Here is a 15,649-nt window from a genome sequence, read left to right on the forward strand (position 1 = left end):
TATTTCTCATTAATCATAGATCCGCCTAATCAACAGGGAGCTCAGTCTTTTACCCATACCGATTCTTATCCAACCTCATATATAGAAGTAAAGGGGGGAATTGGAATGAGTAAAGGATATGGTGGAGGCTTTGCGCTAATCGTAGTTTTGTTTATTCTCCTAATTATTGTAGGAGCTTCTTGGTGGTATTAATTACTACAAAGCGTGGCAAATGCCACGCTTTTTCAATTATCATAAATCATCGTTTTAAAATGGATGGATGTAAGCTATAATAAGTACCATTACGTCACGAAAAAGGATGAAATTACATGAAAGATGTCAATATATTGGGAACAATCCAACAAGCAAAAATTAAAAAGAAAATCACAGAAGGCTTTATTGTACAGATTCAAAATGAAGAATTTGTACTCCAGGACGAAGATGTAACAGAAGATATTGAACTGGATGAAAGCAGAGACATGTTTATTTACGAAAACAAGAAAGGACAAGCTTCCGCGACCATGGAGATTCCGGAAGTTACAAAAGATACTTATGGATGGGCTGAAGTCGTAGAAGTTGTTCCCAATATGGGGGTCTTCGTTGATATTGGTTTAAATAATAAGGATATTCTTGTCTCCTCTGACCATCTCCCTTTGCTGAAATCTGTATGGCCTAAAGAAGGGGATCATTTATTTGTTAGTCTAGAACTCGATAAAAAAAATCGTCTTTTGGCAGAACCTATTTCTGAACAAGAAGTCATGGGTGACCTGGAACCTGCGCCTAAAGAGTTTCTTGGACAAGAAGTGACCGCGCGTGTGTACCGAGCAACAAAAGCAGGCTCTACGGTATTGACTGGCGAAGGATATCGGGGATTCGTCCATCCAAGTGAAAGAAAAGAAGAACCAAGACTTGGAGAAACGATTACAGCTAGAGTCATTGATGTAAAAGACGATGGAACCATCAACTTATCTCTTCGTCCACTAAAACAAGAGGGGATGAAGGAAGATGCAGAGATAATCTATGAGTATTTACAAGAAAACGACGGTGTGATGTTCCTTCATGATAAAAGTGATCCAGAAGATATCCGGAAAACCTTCAAAATCAGTAAGGCAGCATTTAAGCGCGCCATTGGGCAATTAATGAAAGAACGAAAAATTGTTCAAGAGAATGGTAAGACAGTAATCAATCACGATCGCACTTAAAACTTAGTAGCAACTCCGAAACTAAAAAATAAAAAACAAGCATCTAAGTCATAGTACAAAGGTGCTTGTTTTCTTTTCCATTATTTAATCCTCGTATTCTGCTTCTAACCCGTTGCTATATACAACTCTCAGCTTAAATTCCTTGTAGGTTTCATCAAGTCCAAAAACCTGTAAAACATCTTCAATTACTTCTTGTTCAGATGAATCTTCATCAAAACTGAGTTCCATGAAATGTGGAGTCAGTTGATCTAGCGCCTTTTCTCCTGAAATTTTCTCCTCGCCAATTTCATTGATGACTGCTCTGGTTTGAGCTTCATTAGATACATATTTGACTTGATATGAAAGTGTATCTACATAATCAATTTCCAGATCAAATTGTTGAAATGGAAGAGCTTTTCTTGCTTTATCCACCTTCTCATTTGTTTCATAATTCATATCATTAAGTGAATCGGTGGTGGGGGCAGTAGATAATGGCTGCTGTTCATAATCCATCATTTGCTCTCCATTGTTGTCAGCCGTACATCCGCTCAAGACGATGAGACTTATGGCCAGTATTGAGGTTACAGTTTTCATTCATGATCCCTCCATTCATGTCCTTTTCTTAGGATGGACGAAAATGACGGATTTCATAACTTCGTTTATGTATGATGAGCATTAGAATTTTTTGAACATAAGAACCCATGATAAGATGAAGATAGGATTCTTTTATCTAGGGAGGAGAAGGAATGAAAAAAATGACGGCCATAGCGATCACCCTGCTTTTTTTAATAAGTGTCGGCGTCCTTTTCTTTTTCAATAAAAATTCTGGTGCTTCTACAACCAGCAATTCTGAAGATGTGAAGAGAGTAGAGTTATATAACGGTGAAGTTGTAGACTATTCTCAGCATGACTTAAAAAGTAAACTAACGGATATCCAATATGAAGTAACACAGGAAGACGGGACAGAAAAAGCTTTTGATAATGCATACTGGGATAACAAGGAAGAGGGCATTTATGTAGATGTTCTCTCAGGAGAGCCATTATTCAGCTCTACAGATAAATACAAATCAGGTACAGGTTGGCCAAGTTTCACCAAACCGATTGCTGAGAAATACATCACTACAAAAGACGACCCAGGAATTTTCGGCATGAGGACGGAAGTAAGAAGTAAGCAAGGAGATAATCATCTTGGTCACGTATTTAAAGACGGTCCAGAACCGACAGGGTTGAGGTACTGTATGAATAGTGCAGCCATGGAGTTTATTCCTAAGCAGGAGATGAAGAACCAGGGTTACGGTGAATTTTTATATTTGTTTAAAGAAGAAGGGTGAGTTTCCCTTCTTCTTTTTTAATAGGAATTTCATTAGACAAGTGTCGTTTAAAGTGGTTTTATGTAGAGTCTATGCTGTCCTTACATATACGCCACCGGGAGTAGTACATAACCAAGGGAAGATATGGGGGGGATCATATGCCAATCCTATTTCGGTAATACCATTCGTTGAAAAACTGATTGACTCTAGAATAAATGGTGTAAAAAGCTCCCTGGACACAGCTAGCTATTATCTTCAAGTATGCATGGACTAGTACTTCAGAATCTCGCATTTAAAGGAATACGCCTTGACAAAACCAATGAGAACGATTATCATTACCGTAAATAAAACTTTAGATACGTAGGTGAGAGGTATGGAACAAACAAAAACAGAACTAGCAAGAATCATTCGTGAACGTCGCTCTGTAAAGAGTGGATATTTAGATAAAGAGGTCCCAACAGAACTTGTTACTGAACTGTTAGATGACGCAAGATGGGCACCAACTCACGGTTTACGTGAACCATGGAGATTCATTTTCATTCCTTCTCACGAAAAAGAAGAATTCGTGGAATCCCTTGTCCAAACATTTCCTCGTGACATGCAGGAAAACCGCAGAAACTACTTCAGTCAGCCGGCCGCTTTTCTAATAGCGATTATGGATGAAGATCCTCGTCAAAAACAGTGGGAGGAAAACTTCGGAGCGATCAGCAGCATGCTTCAAAACTTCCAACTGCTGGCTTGGGAACGTGAGTTAGGTGTATGCTGGAAGACAAACCCACAAATTCATGAGCCAAAAGTGCGTGAACTTTTAGGTGTTCAACCTGGGGAAAAAATTGTAGGTTTTATTCATATGGGCTTTTTTGAACAACAGCCAAAGCAGAAAAAACGCACACCAATAGAAGAGAAATTAACCATCTATAAAAAATAATGGTTGAACCAATTCAAAAGACGCCGATGATCGGCGTCTTTTATTTAATCTTTATACTTAGAATCCTAGGCGATTAAAACAACATTGAGTTGATTTTCAAGCTCTTTTACCTTAACAAGCTTTTCTTTCGGCAGCTCTGCATAATCAAAAGCCATAATCATTCGCCTCCTTAAGTTCTATCCTTTGCTTTTAAACAAGGAGTATTCCGATATCAACAATTTTGAATGGCAAGCCTTAATAATAGACGAACCTATGCTCGCCCATTTATGATAAAGATAAGACTATAAATAAAGGAGATCGACATGAACTTTGTAGCCCTTGATTTTGAAACAGCTAATTCTTCAAGAGGTTCTGTTTGTTCCATTGGTATGGTGGAATACGAACAGGGCTCCATAAAAAGAGAATACTACAGATTAGTGAAACCACAGAAAAACTATTTTGCTCCCATCAATATACGTGTGCATGGAATAACTAAAAGCGATGTTGAAGATGCCGAAGAGTTTGATGTGTTATGGGAACGTGAGATCAGGTCATGGCTGGAAGGTAAGTTTGTCGTAGCTCATAATGCGCAGTTTGATATGGGGGTTTTACGTGCTGTATTGGATCTATACAACCTTAGCTACCCGATGCTTGCGTACAACTGTACCGTCAATATATCTAAGAAAACGTGGCATTTTCCAAAGTATAACTTGAATGTTGTCTCTGACTATCTCGGATTTTCATTCAGCCACCACCATGCATTAGAAGATGCTAAGGCTTCTGCACATATCCTGATGTCAGCAAAAGAGGAGCTTGGCGCAACAGATACTAAAGACCTTGTAGACAAATCAGGAACGACAAACGGAATGATGTTTGATCGTGGTTATGAACCGGCACGCATAAACAAAAAGAAACGTGCTAAAAAAGCACATCCATCGTCGTATATAGCAGCAACCAACCAATTCGATCCTTCCCATCCCTTTTATGACGCTGCAGTTGTGTTTACAGGAAAGTTAAGTAAAATGAAGAGAGATGAAGCCAGTCAAAAAGTCGTTGATTTAGGTGGCCACCTTCACAACACAATTGAATCCAATACAAGCTTTGTAGTTGTTGGCGAACAAACGTTCGAGGCTTATAAAAACGGCACAAAAACCAATAAACTGGAAAGAGCAGAGACGCTGCTAAGCCAGGGATATCCAATCGAAATCATTTCTGAGTCAGAGTTTCACCAATATTTAAAACGCTCATCCCATAAATAGGGATGAGCGTTTTTATTTCCTGGATAGATACCTGCGATCTTTTATCCGCTCTGGGTGGACGGATTTAGCATGAGGAGATATTTTTCCTAAATTGACACCTGCACCAAAATAATAAGATTGCCACACGATTTTCGTGCAATACTGTTGTCCGTTCATCCTGCTTATAGGCGTCCATATCTTATAGTTGGCATGAGGATATTCTCGTTGAAGATTTACCGCATAATCAGCAGCCGCGTTACCTGATTTCCTATCCTTGGCTGAATAGATGCGTATATTGCTGAATTTTTTAAAATAAGCCTCCATATGATCTTGCACGACTCCTGAAGGAACTGAATGAATCACTTTATTATCTTTCGTTACAATCCCTACATGACCGATATAACGGGATTCTTTTTTGCCGATAGGAGAAAATAGCAAATCTCCAGGTTGGATGGGTAGGTTTGTACCTGGATATAGATGTTCATGTTTTTGAATCACTGGAGCAACGATTTTCTTAGGCTTTATGATGAATGCAAAAAATACAGTACTTAGGAAGAAAAGCAACTTTTTCATAAACACCTTCCTTAGTCTTTTTATATCATAATCCTAGCTGATTACATGCCAAATAACAAAGTAAAAGTGCTAAAAAGCACCCACAAGAACATATGTTCGATAATTGAAACGAACGAACACTTGGGAGGGAACCACAAATGAATAGACCATTGAGAAAAAGAATAATGTCCAAAGTAGAAATAGCTCAACTGTATAGTGCTGGCGAAAGTACAACTGTCATTGCTAAAAAAGCGAATGTTTCACCGGATTATATCCGAATCGTGTTAAAGGAATTAAGAGTTCCATTAAGACCTAGAGGCAGCTGGAAAAGAAAGTTTAAGGTCAACGAAGACTATTTTAAGACGTGGTCTAACAACATGGCTTAATATTTTAGGATTTATTGCAGCAGGTGGAATGATTTCATGTCATGCGCAGTTAATTAGCATAGCACAAAAAGAAAAAGATATACTGCTGTATATTAAGCGCGAAATGGATTCCAGCCATCCAATAACAAAAAATGAACGGACAGGTGTACATATGCATAATATCCGAAGTGAAATTCTCAAGGAGGATCTCATTCGCATACATGGAATAATACCAAAGAAATCAATGACTTTATCATATCCAAATGTACCAAGGGAATATCAATCACATTTTGTAAGAGGGTATTTGGATGGTGAAGGCTGTATATACAAGGATAAATATTTTATCAATATCGTAGGTGGATCCAAGTCATTTATGATGGAATTAATGGATGTACTTAGAGCAAATGATATGGAATCGAGATTAAATACGAATCCAGGATGACTTAATAGTAAGAGTTTATGTTAGCGGTAAGAAAGATGTAGAAAATTTCTTCCATTGGATATACGCTCAAGAAGATAAATGCCTGGAAAGAAAATATTCAACGTTCTTAAAATTGTTGAAGTAAAAAGAAGGAGAGGAAATCCCCCTTACTTTTTTGTTTTCATCTAGTTTACATAATATTTATTATACTTACTCATTTCAGAAATGATTGTTACATCTCAATAAAAAAGTATACTCATGATATTGAGACGAGATAGAAACAAATAAGCTAAAATTTAAGATGTTTCTTATTAATGTTTACTAATCACTTATCCTCCATAAGTTTTGCGCGTTAAATTCTCAGTAATAAATCCGGCTTCAAATTGTAGTTTCAGCTTCAGTTAGCTTCATTTGTTTTTATTTCATACATGACCTTTTATAGAATTTCAGAACGTTTGCTTTACGATCTCCAGCATGCTTTAAAATCATGTCTACACAATTTATCGTTCCATTTCAACCTGGTTAATCTAATATTTCTCATTCAACTTTCATACGCTTTTCGAATCTCCATTACTTGTTCATAAATTAAATGTAATTCCATCTATATTGAGATTTTTGCTACACATTTTTATATTTTTAATCTCGAGCTATCATTTGATTGACTCTCGGATTATGATTAAACATTATATACTCACGGTTAAGCTTTACTATTGTCTTCATTCGCATGCTGCTTTTCTTGATTAGACTTATTTCAATCTACATAACTCCCTTCTTTCCAGTTCTTGACCTATCATTTTATTTGCTCCCAGTTGCTTAAAAACTGAGAATTGATTTATTGATTGTTTTTTCTGAATATTTCGGAGTTGCTACTAAGTATGAATTAGTAACCCCCCCTCGCAGATGCTCATTTTATGGGGGTTAGAACATATGTTCTGTTATTAACGGTGATTTTATGTATTTGGAATTACTACTAAGTTCCTTGTTAAAAACAAACAAAAAAGAAAAGCCACAGAGCGCTTACTCTGTGACTTTAACCTTTGATTTTTTTGACGTTGTTGCTGCCTGCTCTTCATATACCTTTAACGTCTTATAGTAATACTCAAGGATCTGCTCCGAAGGTTTTTGCCAGCTATACTTTTCAGCTTCTTGGCGTGCATTTTTACAAAGTGTCTGATATAACTCCTCATCTTCCAATCTTTCGATCGCCTGAATCATGCTCTCGGTGTTCTCATTTTCAAATAATAAACCTGTTTTGCCATCTTCTACTTGCTCCATGGTCGGGCCGCTCTTGGCAGCAATGACAGGGAGACCAGAAGCCATAGATTCGAGGATGACTAGGCCAAGCGTTTCGGTAACCGATGGGAAAATCAGAGCATCAGAAGAAGCAAAAGCCTGAGCAAGCTCCTCTCCGTGCATAAGCCCTGTAAAAACTGTATTGGTATCCTTAAAAGTTTCCTCTAATTCATCCTTCACAGGGCCATCTCCAACAATGGCAAGAGAAATATCGTCTCTCTTTTCCAATAAAGGCTTGATTTTATGGATTTCTTTTTCAGGAGCCAATCTACCCACAAAGACAAGCAGTTTGTTATCTTTCCTGCCTGCAGACAGTCGCTCCCTCATCTCTTCACTTTTATGTCGAGGATGGTAATGATCGACAGCGACTCCCCGGTCCCACACACTCACATTATGGAAGTTCTTCTCATCCAGTTCCTTCTTAATAGCTCTTGAGGTACACAAATTCACATCTGCATAGTTGTGTAACTTTCTAAAATACCACCAAACAAGAGGCTTAAAAGGATATAACCGGTAATAATCCAAGTATTTAGGAACGTGAGTATGATAAGAAGCAATTAACGGATAGTCCAGTTTATCCGCATAATATACGCCAGAGACCCCTACAAGAGCGGGGTTGACCACATGGACGAGGTCAGGATTATGTTTTTGCAGCAAGTCCTTTACTCGTCGCTGTGGTAAGCTGAATTCTCGATACCTGTAGAAAGGCATTTTTGTCGTTTTGACCCCTTCGACGATCGCCCCTTCATATTCCGTCACACCAAAGTCTGGAGCAATGACGACGACCTCATGTTCTTGATTTCGCAAGTATTTGATGGACTCTTTTAATCGTGTGACGACTCCATCTGTTGATGGTAGGAATGTTTCTGTAATGATGGCGATTTTCAAAGCGGAAAACTCCTTACTTCCAAGTGATTGACGGCAATACGTTTTCTTCAATGATTCGGTTTTTATTTTCGACAGCTGTGCGCAGAATGTCACGAATAACATCGTCTGTCAATAAGTGAGGTTCTAGACCAAGGTCACGCAGTTTTGTATTCACAGCATTGTAATAATGGTCTTCATTCTCGATACGAGGATTCTCGATCTTTTTCACTTGTGTATCAAGGCCTTCTTCTTTAGCAATCTTTTGTACGCGTTCAGCAAGATCCTGAACAGAGAACCATTCAGTAAATTGGTTGAACACGCGGAATTCACCTTGATCTGCCGGGTTCTCAGCCGCAATCTCGACACATCTTACTGTATCTTCAATATTTAGGAACGCACGTGTCTGCCCTCCTGAGCCATAAACCGTGATATCATGTCCGATGGCTGCCTGGTTGACGAAACGGTTCAGAGCCGTGCCGAATACGCCATCGTAGTCTACACGGTTTACGAGCATCGGATCGAGACGTGTTTCGGCTGTATGTAAACCGTATACGATTCCCTGATTCAAGTCAGTGGCGCGGATGCCCCAGATTTTACATGCAAACATAATGTTATGGCTGTCATGTACTTTAGACAAGTGATAGAAGGAACCAGGTTGTTTTGGATATGGAAGGGTATCCTTCCGTCCTTTATGTTCAATTTCAATATATCCTTCTTCGATATCAATGTTAGGAGTACCATATTCGCCCATTGTACCCAGTTTAATCAGGTGACATTCAGGAGCGAATTCTTTGATTGCATAAAGAACATTCAAGTTCCCCATAACATTGTTCGTTTGTGTATAAACCGCATGCTCGCGATCGATCATTGAATATGGAGCCGAACGTTGTTCAGCGAAGTGAACGAATGCTTCAGGTTCCGTTTGACGGAATACTTCGCTAAGAAAATCATAATGGTTCAAGTCACCAATAAATGTTTTGATTTCTTTTCCTGAAACCTCTTTCCATTTAGCTACACGGTCTTCTAGTGTTGCAATCGGTGTAACTGAATTCGAGCGTAGTTCATCATCATACTTTCTGCGTACCAAATTATCTACGATGGTTACATCATGTCCTTGTTTGGATAGGTATAATGCCGTTGGCCAACCGCAAAAACCGTCTCCCCCTGCTACAATAATCCTCATAATCTACCTCCTAGTTACGTCTTGCATACTCGTATTCCATTATAGAATGACTCCTATGACTTTTCTATCTTCTCCCAATCGTTCGAAGACGGACAAAAGTCAAGGTCTCTACGTTTTTGACTTTACCATTAATTTAATTTTGAAACAATTAATTCTTTGTTAAACCGTCGATTCTATGTAGAGATATGCTTGTGAGACCTCAAACCTATTTACCCCAAATGAAGATTACTTCAAACCTACTTTTCAATAAAAGCCTGCAGAACAACAGGTTCTGCAGGCGGAGCTGTCACTTTTCTTCTTCCTTATTCTCATCCTCTTCTTTCGTAGCAGCCGCTTCCTTCAGTTCATCATCAGAAGATGCTCCAAATTCATGGACAGCCCCTCTTGATACATAGCTCTCAAGCATCGCTTTCAGATCCATACCTGTTGTCTCTTTTAAAGACTCCTGAATGCCAAGCATGGTAGAAGTCACACTGTTCGCTACTTTCGCAGAACCTCCACGTGAATCGTTTCCTCCCATATCAATGACCTTCATATCTTTAATTTGACTGATTGGTGCGGATACTTTTTCTGCATATTCCGGCAATACTTTAATGAGCATTTCCATAATGGCCGCTTCACCGTAATGTTCCATCGCTTTCGCCATACGTTCTTTCGATTCCGCTTCAGCAATTCCTCGTTGACGAATGACTTCCGCTTCGGATTCGCCTTTGATTCGTTCATTATCGGCTTCTGCCTGCGCACGTTTAGTCACTTCATAAGCTTCAGCATCAGCGATGGAGCGGCGTCGTTTGTTCTCTTCTTCTTCCAATTCGACCGCTCTCTGCTTTTCAATATACTGAACTTTCAATTCTTCTTCCTTGATTTGCTGAGCAAGTTTCTGCCTTTCCAATTCCCCTGATTGGTCTGCATTCGCTTTCGCGCGGTTCGTCTCTTTCTGGAATTCCGCTTCCTTGATGTCTTTTTCCTTTGTCGATGCCGCAACTGCAGTCAAACGTCGGTTTTCTTCATCTTGTGCTTCCTGGTCGTTTTTCGCCTGATAGATGCGCGTCTCTTTTGTTGCATCGGACTCTGCCATGTTCGCTTTCTTCTGAACCTCAGCGATATGAGGACGACCTAGCGCATCGATATATCCATTTTCGACATCCACATCCTCCACATCATTCAATGCAAAAGAAGTGATCTCAAACCCCATGCCTTTTAAGTCAGATTCAGCAATTTTCTTCACCTGAGTGTTGACTTCTTTGAAATCATTATAGATTTTTTCAATCGGAAGCGATGCGATGATCGAACGTAAATGACCATTCAACACATCTTTCAACTCTGATTCTCTTTCTTTCTGCTTCTTACCAAGGAATTTCTCCGCAAAGTTCGCCATGATCTCAAGTTCACTGCCAATACTGATGACCGCCGTACTAGCAACTCTAACGGGGATCCCCTCTTTTGTATAAGCCTTGTCTGAATTGACTTGTAGTTGGAAGGATGTCAAATCAATCGGCGTCGCTGTCTGGAACATTCTCAGGCGGTACCCACCACCACGAATGATTTTTACCGAACGTCCATTATCATCTTCAAATACATTCTTTTCTTTTTCCGGATCACCAAGTTTTGGACCTGTAACAATCAACGCCTCATTCGAACTGGCCGTCTTATAGCGCATTCGGAAGACGATAAAAGTTATGATTCCCCCAACTAGAACAACCGCTCCAATAACACCTAGAATTAACAAAAATAAAGCACCTTCAAACAAATAACCACTCCTTTTTCTTTCTCCCTATTTATGTAACAAAAGGGGTTATATTCCATAACGATTACAACTCTATTAAAGTTTCAGGAAATTTGCAATATCCGCCAAATTTCCTTTAAGGAACATAGACCTATGAATTCTATCAAGTAGAGAATTCAGTTATAATAGTAATAATAAAATTCTGAAAAAGGAGGAACATTCATGAGTACATCGATCAATGCATGGACCCCTACCGCAGAATATAAAGAAGCAACCCGATTATTCCGATGGATGAAGAAGTATGGCTGCACCTCCTATGATGACTTCCACTCTAAATCTATCGATGATCTTGAATGGTTTTGGGAAGAAGCAGTCAAAGAGCTCGCCATTGAATGGTATACCCCTTACAAAAGTGTATTGGACACATCCCATGGCCCTATGTATCCCCAATGGTTTCAAGGTGGGGAGCTTAATGCCACTCACTTAGCCCTTGATCGCTGGGCAGATGATCCATCTAAAGAAAATGACATTGCCCTTTACTGGGAGGGAGATAATGGACAAACCTCCTCCTTATCCTTTAAAGACTTGAAAAAGGAAGTAGACACTGTCGCTTGCGGTCTAGAGAGCTATGGAATATCTGAGGGCGATATCGTTACATTGTATCTACCTATGCTCCCTGAAACCCTCATTGCTATGCTGGCCATTTCCAAAGTAGGTGCAATCTTCTCACCTGCCTTCTCTGGTTACAAAGCAGATGCCGTCACAACAAGAATTCATGCAAGCAAATCGAAAGCGTTAATTACGGCTGATGGCTTTTATCGCAGAGGAAAAACGATACCTATGAAACAGGAAGCGGATCTTGCTGCGGATCAATGCCCATCTCTAGAGCATGTTTTCATCGTTGAACGTACTGGATCGCAAGTGAACTTACAAGAACCTCGTGATGTTCTCTGGAGTGATTTAAGAAAGAAGGAATCCGAGTACAAGACGAAGGTGAAAAGAGCGAATGATCCGTTTATGCTCATTTACACCTCAGGAACAACAGGTACACCAAAGGGAGCTGTCCATACTCATGCAGGATTTCCCATCAAGGCTGCCTTTGATGCTGGTGTGTGTATGGATGTTACGAAAGAAGATACGTTATTCTGGTATACGGATATGGGATGGATGATGGGACCCTTCCTTGTTTACGGAGGATTGGTCAATGGTGCATCCATTGTCATGTTTGAAGGCACCCCTGACTATCCAGACCCCGACCGCTTATGGAAACTTGTAGAGAAGTATCACGTCACCCATTTAGGTCTCTCTCCCACCCTTGTCCGCTCCATGATGAAGCACGGGAAAGATTGGATCGAGAAACATGATCTCAGGTCTTTAAAACTTATTGGATCAACAGGTGAACCATGGAATCCAGAGCCGTGGCATTGGCTTTTCAAACATGCAGGAGGTTCAAGAATACCAATTTTCAACTATTCAGGTGGAACAGAAATTTCAGGAGGGATTCTCGGTAATGTACTCGTCAAACCGATTCAACCAGTCACTTTCAATGCGGCTCTTCCTGGAATGGATGTTGATGTTTATGACGAAAAAGGACAGTCACTCCTCGATGAAGTTGGCGAACTCGTGATCAAATCCCCATGGGTTGGCATGACAAACAGTTTCTTTGGAGACGATCAGCGTTATGAAGAGACCTATTGGAGCCGCTTCAAAGATACGTGGGTTCATGGTGATTGGGTGATTAAAGATAAAGAAGGGTACTATACGATTACCGGACGATCGGATGATGTTTTAAATGTAGCCGGAAAACGATTAGGTCCTACGGAGGTGGAGTCTGTTCTCCTTAAACATAGCGCCGTTTTAGAGGCTGGAGTTATTGGAATCCCTCATGAGGTAAAAGGAGAAGAAGCCGTCGCATTTGTGGTCCTTAAGGAATTTCATCCTCCAGATGATCTAACGGAAGAATTGACCATGCTCCTTCATCATCAATTAGGCAAAGCCCTCGCACCTAAAAAGATATTCGTTGTCGATGACCTTCCTAAGACAAGAAATGCCAAAGTGATGAGGCGAGCGATCAAAGCTGCTTTTTTAAATAAGCCAGCTGGGGACTTGAGTGCGCTCGTCAATCCGCAAAGCGTTAATCAGATCCGGAGCATTGGCCAAAATGCTTCATCAACATGAAAAGTACGAATCGAGCAATTTTTTGTATCGGTTCATAAATAAATACACAGCTTAGAATCTTATTGATCACGATTCAACAAAGAAGCTCCTGGACATATCAAAGGTCCAGGAGCTTTTTTTTATACCGGATATACACCGTGTTTTCTTTCTGTAAATAGAACATCTTTTGTCTCGTAAGCATCATATCGAGTGGAAAGCTCTTCTCTGAGCTTATTCGGCTGAACGATGTCATCGATTACCATCTCAGAAGCCAAACGATAAATATCAATGTTCTCTTTGTATTCTTCATGCTTTTCTTTAATGAATGCCGGTCGCTCTTCTTCAGGAAGTGCGGCGATCTTATTCGCATAAACAGCGTTTACAGCCGCTTCTGGACCCATAACAGCAATCTGTGCGGTAGGCAAAGCGAGACATGCATCCGGCTCAAACGCAGGTCCTGCCATTGCATAGAGTCCTGCTCCGTAGGCTTTACGAACAACAACAGAAATTTTAGGTACAGTCGCCTCGCTCATCGCAGAAAGCATCTTCGCCCCGTGACGGATAATCCCTGCACGCTCAACTTTGGTTCCGATCATGAACCCTGGAATATCGGCAAGGAAAAGCAGTGGAATATTAAAGGCATCACAGAGCTGGATGAATTTCGCTGCTTTATCTGCAGAATCAGGGAAAAGGACGCCACCTTTTGCTCTTGGCTGGTTGGCGATGATTCCTACAGGCCGCCCTTCGATTCTCGCTAAACCTGTAATGAGCTCCGGAGCAAACTTTTTCTTGATCTCACAGAATGAATGATCATCAATGAGACGATCGATCAACTGATACATATCAAACGGGGCATTTTGGTTTTTAGGGATCAGTTCTTCCACGCTTTTCTCAAACGGAGCAGGCTCTCTTGATTCTGCCTTTGTCGGTAATTCCCTGTAGGACTGTGGGAAATAGCTTAAATATTTTCTGGCGAATGCAATCGCATCACTTTCATCTTTCGCGAGTACATCCCCACATCCAGAGACCGAACAATGCATATTCGCACCGCCCATTTCCTCAAGCGTCACTTTCTCCCCGATCACTTTCTCAGCCATTCGCGGAGACCCTAAATACATGGAGGCGTTGCCATCGACCATGACGACGATGTCACAAAAGGCAGGTATGTACGCTCCGCCCGCTGCAGATGGTCCGAATAATAAACAGACTTGTGGCACACGGCCGGATAGTTTGATTTGATTATGGAATATACGTCCTGCTCCTCGGCGGTTAGGGAACATTTCAACCTGATCGGTAATCCTTGCCCCCGCAGAGTCCACAAGGTAGAGCATCGGCACATTCAGTTTTAATGCGGTTTCCTGAATCCGTATGATTTTTTCAACGGTCCGCGCTCCCCATGAGCCCGCTTTTACGGTGGAATCGTTGGCCATTACACATACTTTTTCCCCGTTAATTTTCCCTATGCCTGTGACGACACCATCAGCAGGGAGGGAGTCATCTTGACAATTGGCGAAAAAAGCGTCTTCGATATCGATGTTATCATCAAACAAAAGCTGTAGACGTTCACGTACGAACATTTTCCCTTTTTCAGCGTTCTTGCTGTGATACTTTTCAGCACCACCAGAAGCAATCTTCTTTGCTCGTTCTTCTAACGTTTCATTTGTAGGCATCGTTTTTTCCACCTTTTATTCTCCTTTGTATTCCGGTTTCCTTTTTTCCTTAAATGCTTGAAGTCCTTCTACACGATCATCGGTTGGAATCGTCGTTTCATAACAGGCACGTTCAATCTCAAGACCTGAAGACAAATCGGTGTCATATCCCTGATTGATTGCTTTTTTCGCCTGCTTCATAGCAATTGGACCGTTCCGTGCGATGCAAGCAGCCAAGTCCTTCGCTTCTTCCATAAGGAATTGCGGTTCGTACATATATTCAACAAGACCAAGGGTATACGCTCGCTTTGCTTCCACCGGCTTCGCAGAATAAATCATTGCTTTCGCCTGACCGATTCCAATCAGTCTGGATAGACGCTGGGTTCCACCTGCGCCTGGGATGATGGCAAGCGATGTTTCCGTCAGTCCCACTTTTGTGGATGTACTCATCATACGTAAGTCACAGGCAAGCGCGAGTTCAAGTCCGCCACCAAACGCGACCCCGTTGATGACAGCGATTGTCGGTACATGAATGTCTTCAATCATCCGGACTGTATCTCCGATTTTTTTAACGGTCTGGATGACTTCTTCGTCACTCATTCCCCTTCGTTCTTTCAGATCGGCCCCTGCGCAAAAGGCTTTCGTTCCTTCCCCAGTCACTAGAACCACCCTGATTTCCTGTCGTCGATTGATTTCGTGAGCTTTTTCCTGCAGTTGAGACAGCAAGTCTGTAGACAATGCATTCGCTGCATCGGGACGGTTTAATTTCAGTACATATACATGGGGGGAAAGCTCCTCTAACGTGACTAGCTCCTCCATTC

15 protein-coding genes are annotated in these 15,649 nt (G+C 40.9%); 8 read left to right on the forward strand and 7 right to left on the reverse strand.

From position 1 onward, the window contains the following. The first annotated feature begins 105 nt into the window (after positions 1 to 105). Both HFA01_RS11120 and HFA01_RS11125 read left to right on the forward strand, forming a co-directional pair. Positions 106 to 192, forward strand: coding sequence for a YjcZ family sporulation protein (locus HFA01_RS11120; protein ID WP_008640034.1), 87 nt, complete (start codon positions 106 to 108; stop codon positions 190 to 192). Between the two features lie 116 nt (positions 193 to 308). Then, on the forward strand, positions 309 to 1,181 hold the full coding sequence (locus HFA01_RS11125; RefSeq protein WP_146816227.1) for a CvfB family protein: 873 nt from the start codon (positions 309 to 311) through the stop codon (positions 1,179 to 1,181). 84 nt (positions 1,182 to 1,265) lie between these two features. On the opposite strand, the gene HFA01_RS11130 is transcribed toward HFA01_RS11125, so the two are convergent. Continuing rightward, on the reverse strand, positions 1,266 to 1,754 hold the full coding sequence (locus HFA01_RS11130) for a YusW family protein (RefSeq protein WP_146816229.1): 489 nt from the start codon (positions 1,752 to 1,754) through the stop codon (positions 1,266 to 1,268). A gap of 152 nt (positions 1,755 to 1,906) precedes the next feature. On the opposite strand from HFA01_RS11130, the gene msrB reads away from it, so the two are divergent. The 3 genes from msrB to HFA01_RS11145 all read left to right on the forward strand — a co-directional run bounded on the left by msrB (position 1,907) and on the right by HFA01_RS11145 (position 4,636). Then, positions 1,907 to 2,491, forward strand: coding sequence for a peptide-methionine (R)-S-oxide reductase MsrB (msrB, locus tag HFA01_RS11135; protein ID WP_146816231.1), 585 nt, complete (start codon positions 1,907 to 1,909; stop codon positions 2,489 to 2,491). A gap of 352 nt (positions 2,492 to 2,843) precedes the next feature. After that, positions 2,844 to 3,398: a nitroreductase family protein gene (locus HFA01_RS11140; RefSeq protein WP_146816233.1), complete on the forward strand. Its 555-nt coding sequence runs from the start codon at positions 2,844 to 2,846 to the stop codon at positions 3,396 to 3,398. Between the two features lie 302 nt (positions 3,399 to 3,700). Beyond that, positions 3,701 to 4,636 (forward strand): exonuclease domain-containing protein, encoded by a 936-nt coding sequence (locus tag HFA01_RS11145; protein WP_146816235.1) that lies wholly within the window; start codon positions 3,701 to 3,703, stop codon positions 4,634 to 4,636. Positions 4,637 to 4,648: 12 nt separating this feature from the next. Here the strand turns inward: HFA01_RS11145 and HFA01_RS11150 are convergent, their stop codons facing one another. Then, positions 4,649 to 5,188, reverse strand: a complete 540-nt coding sequence (locus tag HFA01_RS11150) for a YiiX/YebB-like N1pC/P60 family cysteine hydrolase (protein ID WP_146816238.1) — start codon at positions 5,186 to 5,188, stop codon at positions 4,649 to 4,651. Between the two features lie 137 nt (positions 5,189 to 5,325). Here HFA01_RS11150 and HFA01_RS19085 point away from each other — a divergent pair, with 137 nt between their 5' ends. Together HFA01_RS19085 and HFA01_RS19090 are read left to right on the forward strand one after the other, a co-directional pair. Next, positions 5,326 to 5,553, forward strand: a complete 228-nt coding sequence (locus HFA01_RS19085; RefSeq protein ID WP_246139320.1) for a helix-turn-helix domain-containing protein — start codon at positions 5,326 to 5,328, stop codon at positions 5,551 to 5,553. A 28-nt stretch (positions 5,554 to 5,581) separates the two neighbouring features. Further along, the gene (locus tag HFA01_RS19090) at positions 5,582 to 5,974 is read left to right on the forward strand and encodes an LAGLIDADG family homing endonuclease (RefSeq protein ID WP_246139321.1); all 393 of its coding nucleotides are present in this window, start codon (positions 5,582 to 5,584) and stop codon (positions 5,972 to 5,974) included. 996 nt (positions 5,975 to 6,970) lie between these two features. Here the strand turns inward: HFA01_RS19090 and HFA01_RS11160 are convergent. The 3 genes from HFA01_RS11160 to HFA01_RS11170 all read right to left on the reverse strand — a co-directional run bounded on the left by HFA01_RS11160 (position 6,971) and on the right by HFA01_RS11170 (position 11,046). Further along, complete coding sequence (locus HFA01_RS11160) at positions 6,971 to 8,134, reverse strand: glycosyltransferase family 4 protein (RefSeq protein WP_146816240.1); 1,164 nt, start codon at positions 8,132 to 8,134, stop codon at positions 6,971 to 6,973. A 13-nt stretch (positions 8,135 to 8,147) separates the two neighbouring features. Beyond that, entirely contained in the window at positions 8,148 to 9,296 is a 1,149-nt protein-coding gene (locus HFA01_RS11165; RefSeq protein WP_146816242.1) for an NAD-dependent epimerase/dehydratase family protein, read from the reverse strand. Positions 9,297 to 9,582: 286 nt separating this feature from the next. Then, positions 9,583 to 11,046 carry a flotillin family protein gene (locus HFA01_RS11170; protein WP_146816244.1) on the reverse strand — a complete coding sequence of 488 codons (1,464 nt, stop codon included), beginning with the start codon at positions 11,044 to 11,046 and terminating at the stop codon, positions 9,583 to 9,585. Between the two features lie 198 nt (positions 11,047 to 11,244). On the opposite strand from HFA01_RS11170, the gene HFA01_RS11175 reads away from it, so the two are divergent. Beyond that, positions 11,245 to 13,200, forward strand: a complete 1,956-nt coding sequence (locus HFA01_RS11175) for an AMP-binding protein (RefSeq protein WP_146816246.1) — start codon at positions 11,245 to 11,247, stop codon at positions 13,198 to 13,200. A gap of 119 nt (positions 13,201 to 13,319) precedes the next feature. Here the strand turns inward: HFA01_RS11175 and HFA01_RS11180 are convergent, their stop codons facing one another. Continuing rightward, complete coding sequence (locus HFA01_RS11180; protein ID WP_146816456.1) at positions 13,320 to 14,849, reverse strand: acyl-CoA carboxylase subunit beta; 1,530 nt, start codon at positions 14,847 to 14,849, stop codon at positions 13,320 to 13,322. A 15-nt stretch (positions 14,850 to 14,864) separates the two neighbouring features. Then, positions 14,865 to 15,647 carry an enoyl-CoA hydratase gene (locus tag HFA01_RS11185; protein WP_146816248.1) on the reverse strand — a complete coding sequence of 261 codons (783 nt, stop codon included), beginning with the start codon at positions 15,645 to 15,647 and terminating at the stop codon, positions 14,865 to 14,867. Positions 15,648 to 15,649: the final 2 nt, after the last annotated feature.

It is taken from the genome of Halobacillus faecis (assembly GCF_007991335.1).
Taxonomy (GTDB): Bacteria; Bacillota; Bacilli; order Bacillales; family Halobacillaceae; genus Halobacillus; species Halobacillus faecis.

Coding starts and splice junctions, on each gene's coding strand:
- HFA01_RS11120 (WP_008640034.1), top strand. CDS start 106: ATGAGTAAAGGATATGGTGGAGGCTTTGCGCTAATCGTAGTTTTGTTT.
- HFA01_RS11125 (WP_146816227.1), top strand. CDS start 309: ATGAAAGATGTCAATATATTGGGAACAATCCAACAAGCAAAAATTAAA.
- HFA01_RS11130 (WP_146816229.1), bottom strand. CDS start 1,754: ATGAAAACTGTAACCTCAATACTGGCCATAAGTCTCATCGTCTTGAGC.
- msrB (WP_146816231.1), top strand. CDS start 1,907: ATGAAAAAAATGACGGCCATAGCGATCACCCTGCTTTTTTTAATAAGT.
- HFA01_RS11140 (WP_146816233.1), top strand. CDS start 2,844: ATGGAACAAACAAAAACAGAACTAGCAAGAATCATTCGTGAACGTCGC.
- HFA01_RS11145 (WP_146816235.1), top strand. CDS start 3,701: ATGAACTTTGTAGCCCTTGATTTTGAAACAGCTAATTCTTCAAGAGGT.
- HFA01_RS11150 (WP_146816238.1), bottom strand. CDS start 5,188: ATGAAAAAGTTGCTTTTCTTCCTAAGTACTGTATTTTTTGCATTCATC.
- HFA01_RS19085 (WP_246139320.1), top strand. CDS start 5,326: ATGAATAGACCATTGAGAAAAAGAATAATGTCCAAAGTAGAAATAGCT.
- HFA01_RS19090 (WP_246139321.1), top strand. CDS start 5,582: ATGATTTCATGTCATGCGCAGTTAATTAGCATAGCACAAAAAGAAAAA.
- HFA01_RS11165 (WP_146816242.1), bottom strand. CDS start 9,296: ATGAGGATTATTGTAGCAGGGGGAGACGGTTTTTGCGGTTGGCCAACG.
- HFA01_RS11175 (WP_146816246.1), top strand. CDS start 11,245: ATGAGTACATCGATCAATGCATGGACCCCTACCGCAGAATATAAAGAA.
- HFA01_RS11180 (WP_146816456.1), bottom strand. CDS start 14,849: ATGCCTACAAATGAAACGTTAGAAGAACGAGCAAAGAAGATTGCTTCT.
- HFA01_RS11185 (WP_146816248.1), bottom strand. CDS start 15,647: ATGGAGGAGCTAGTCACGTTAGAGGAGCTTTCCCCCCATGTATATGTA.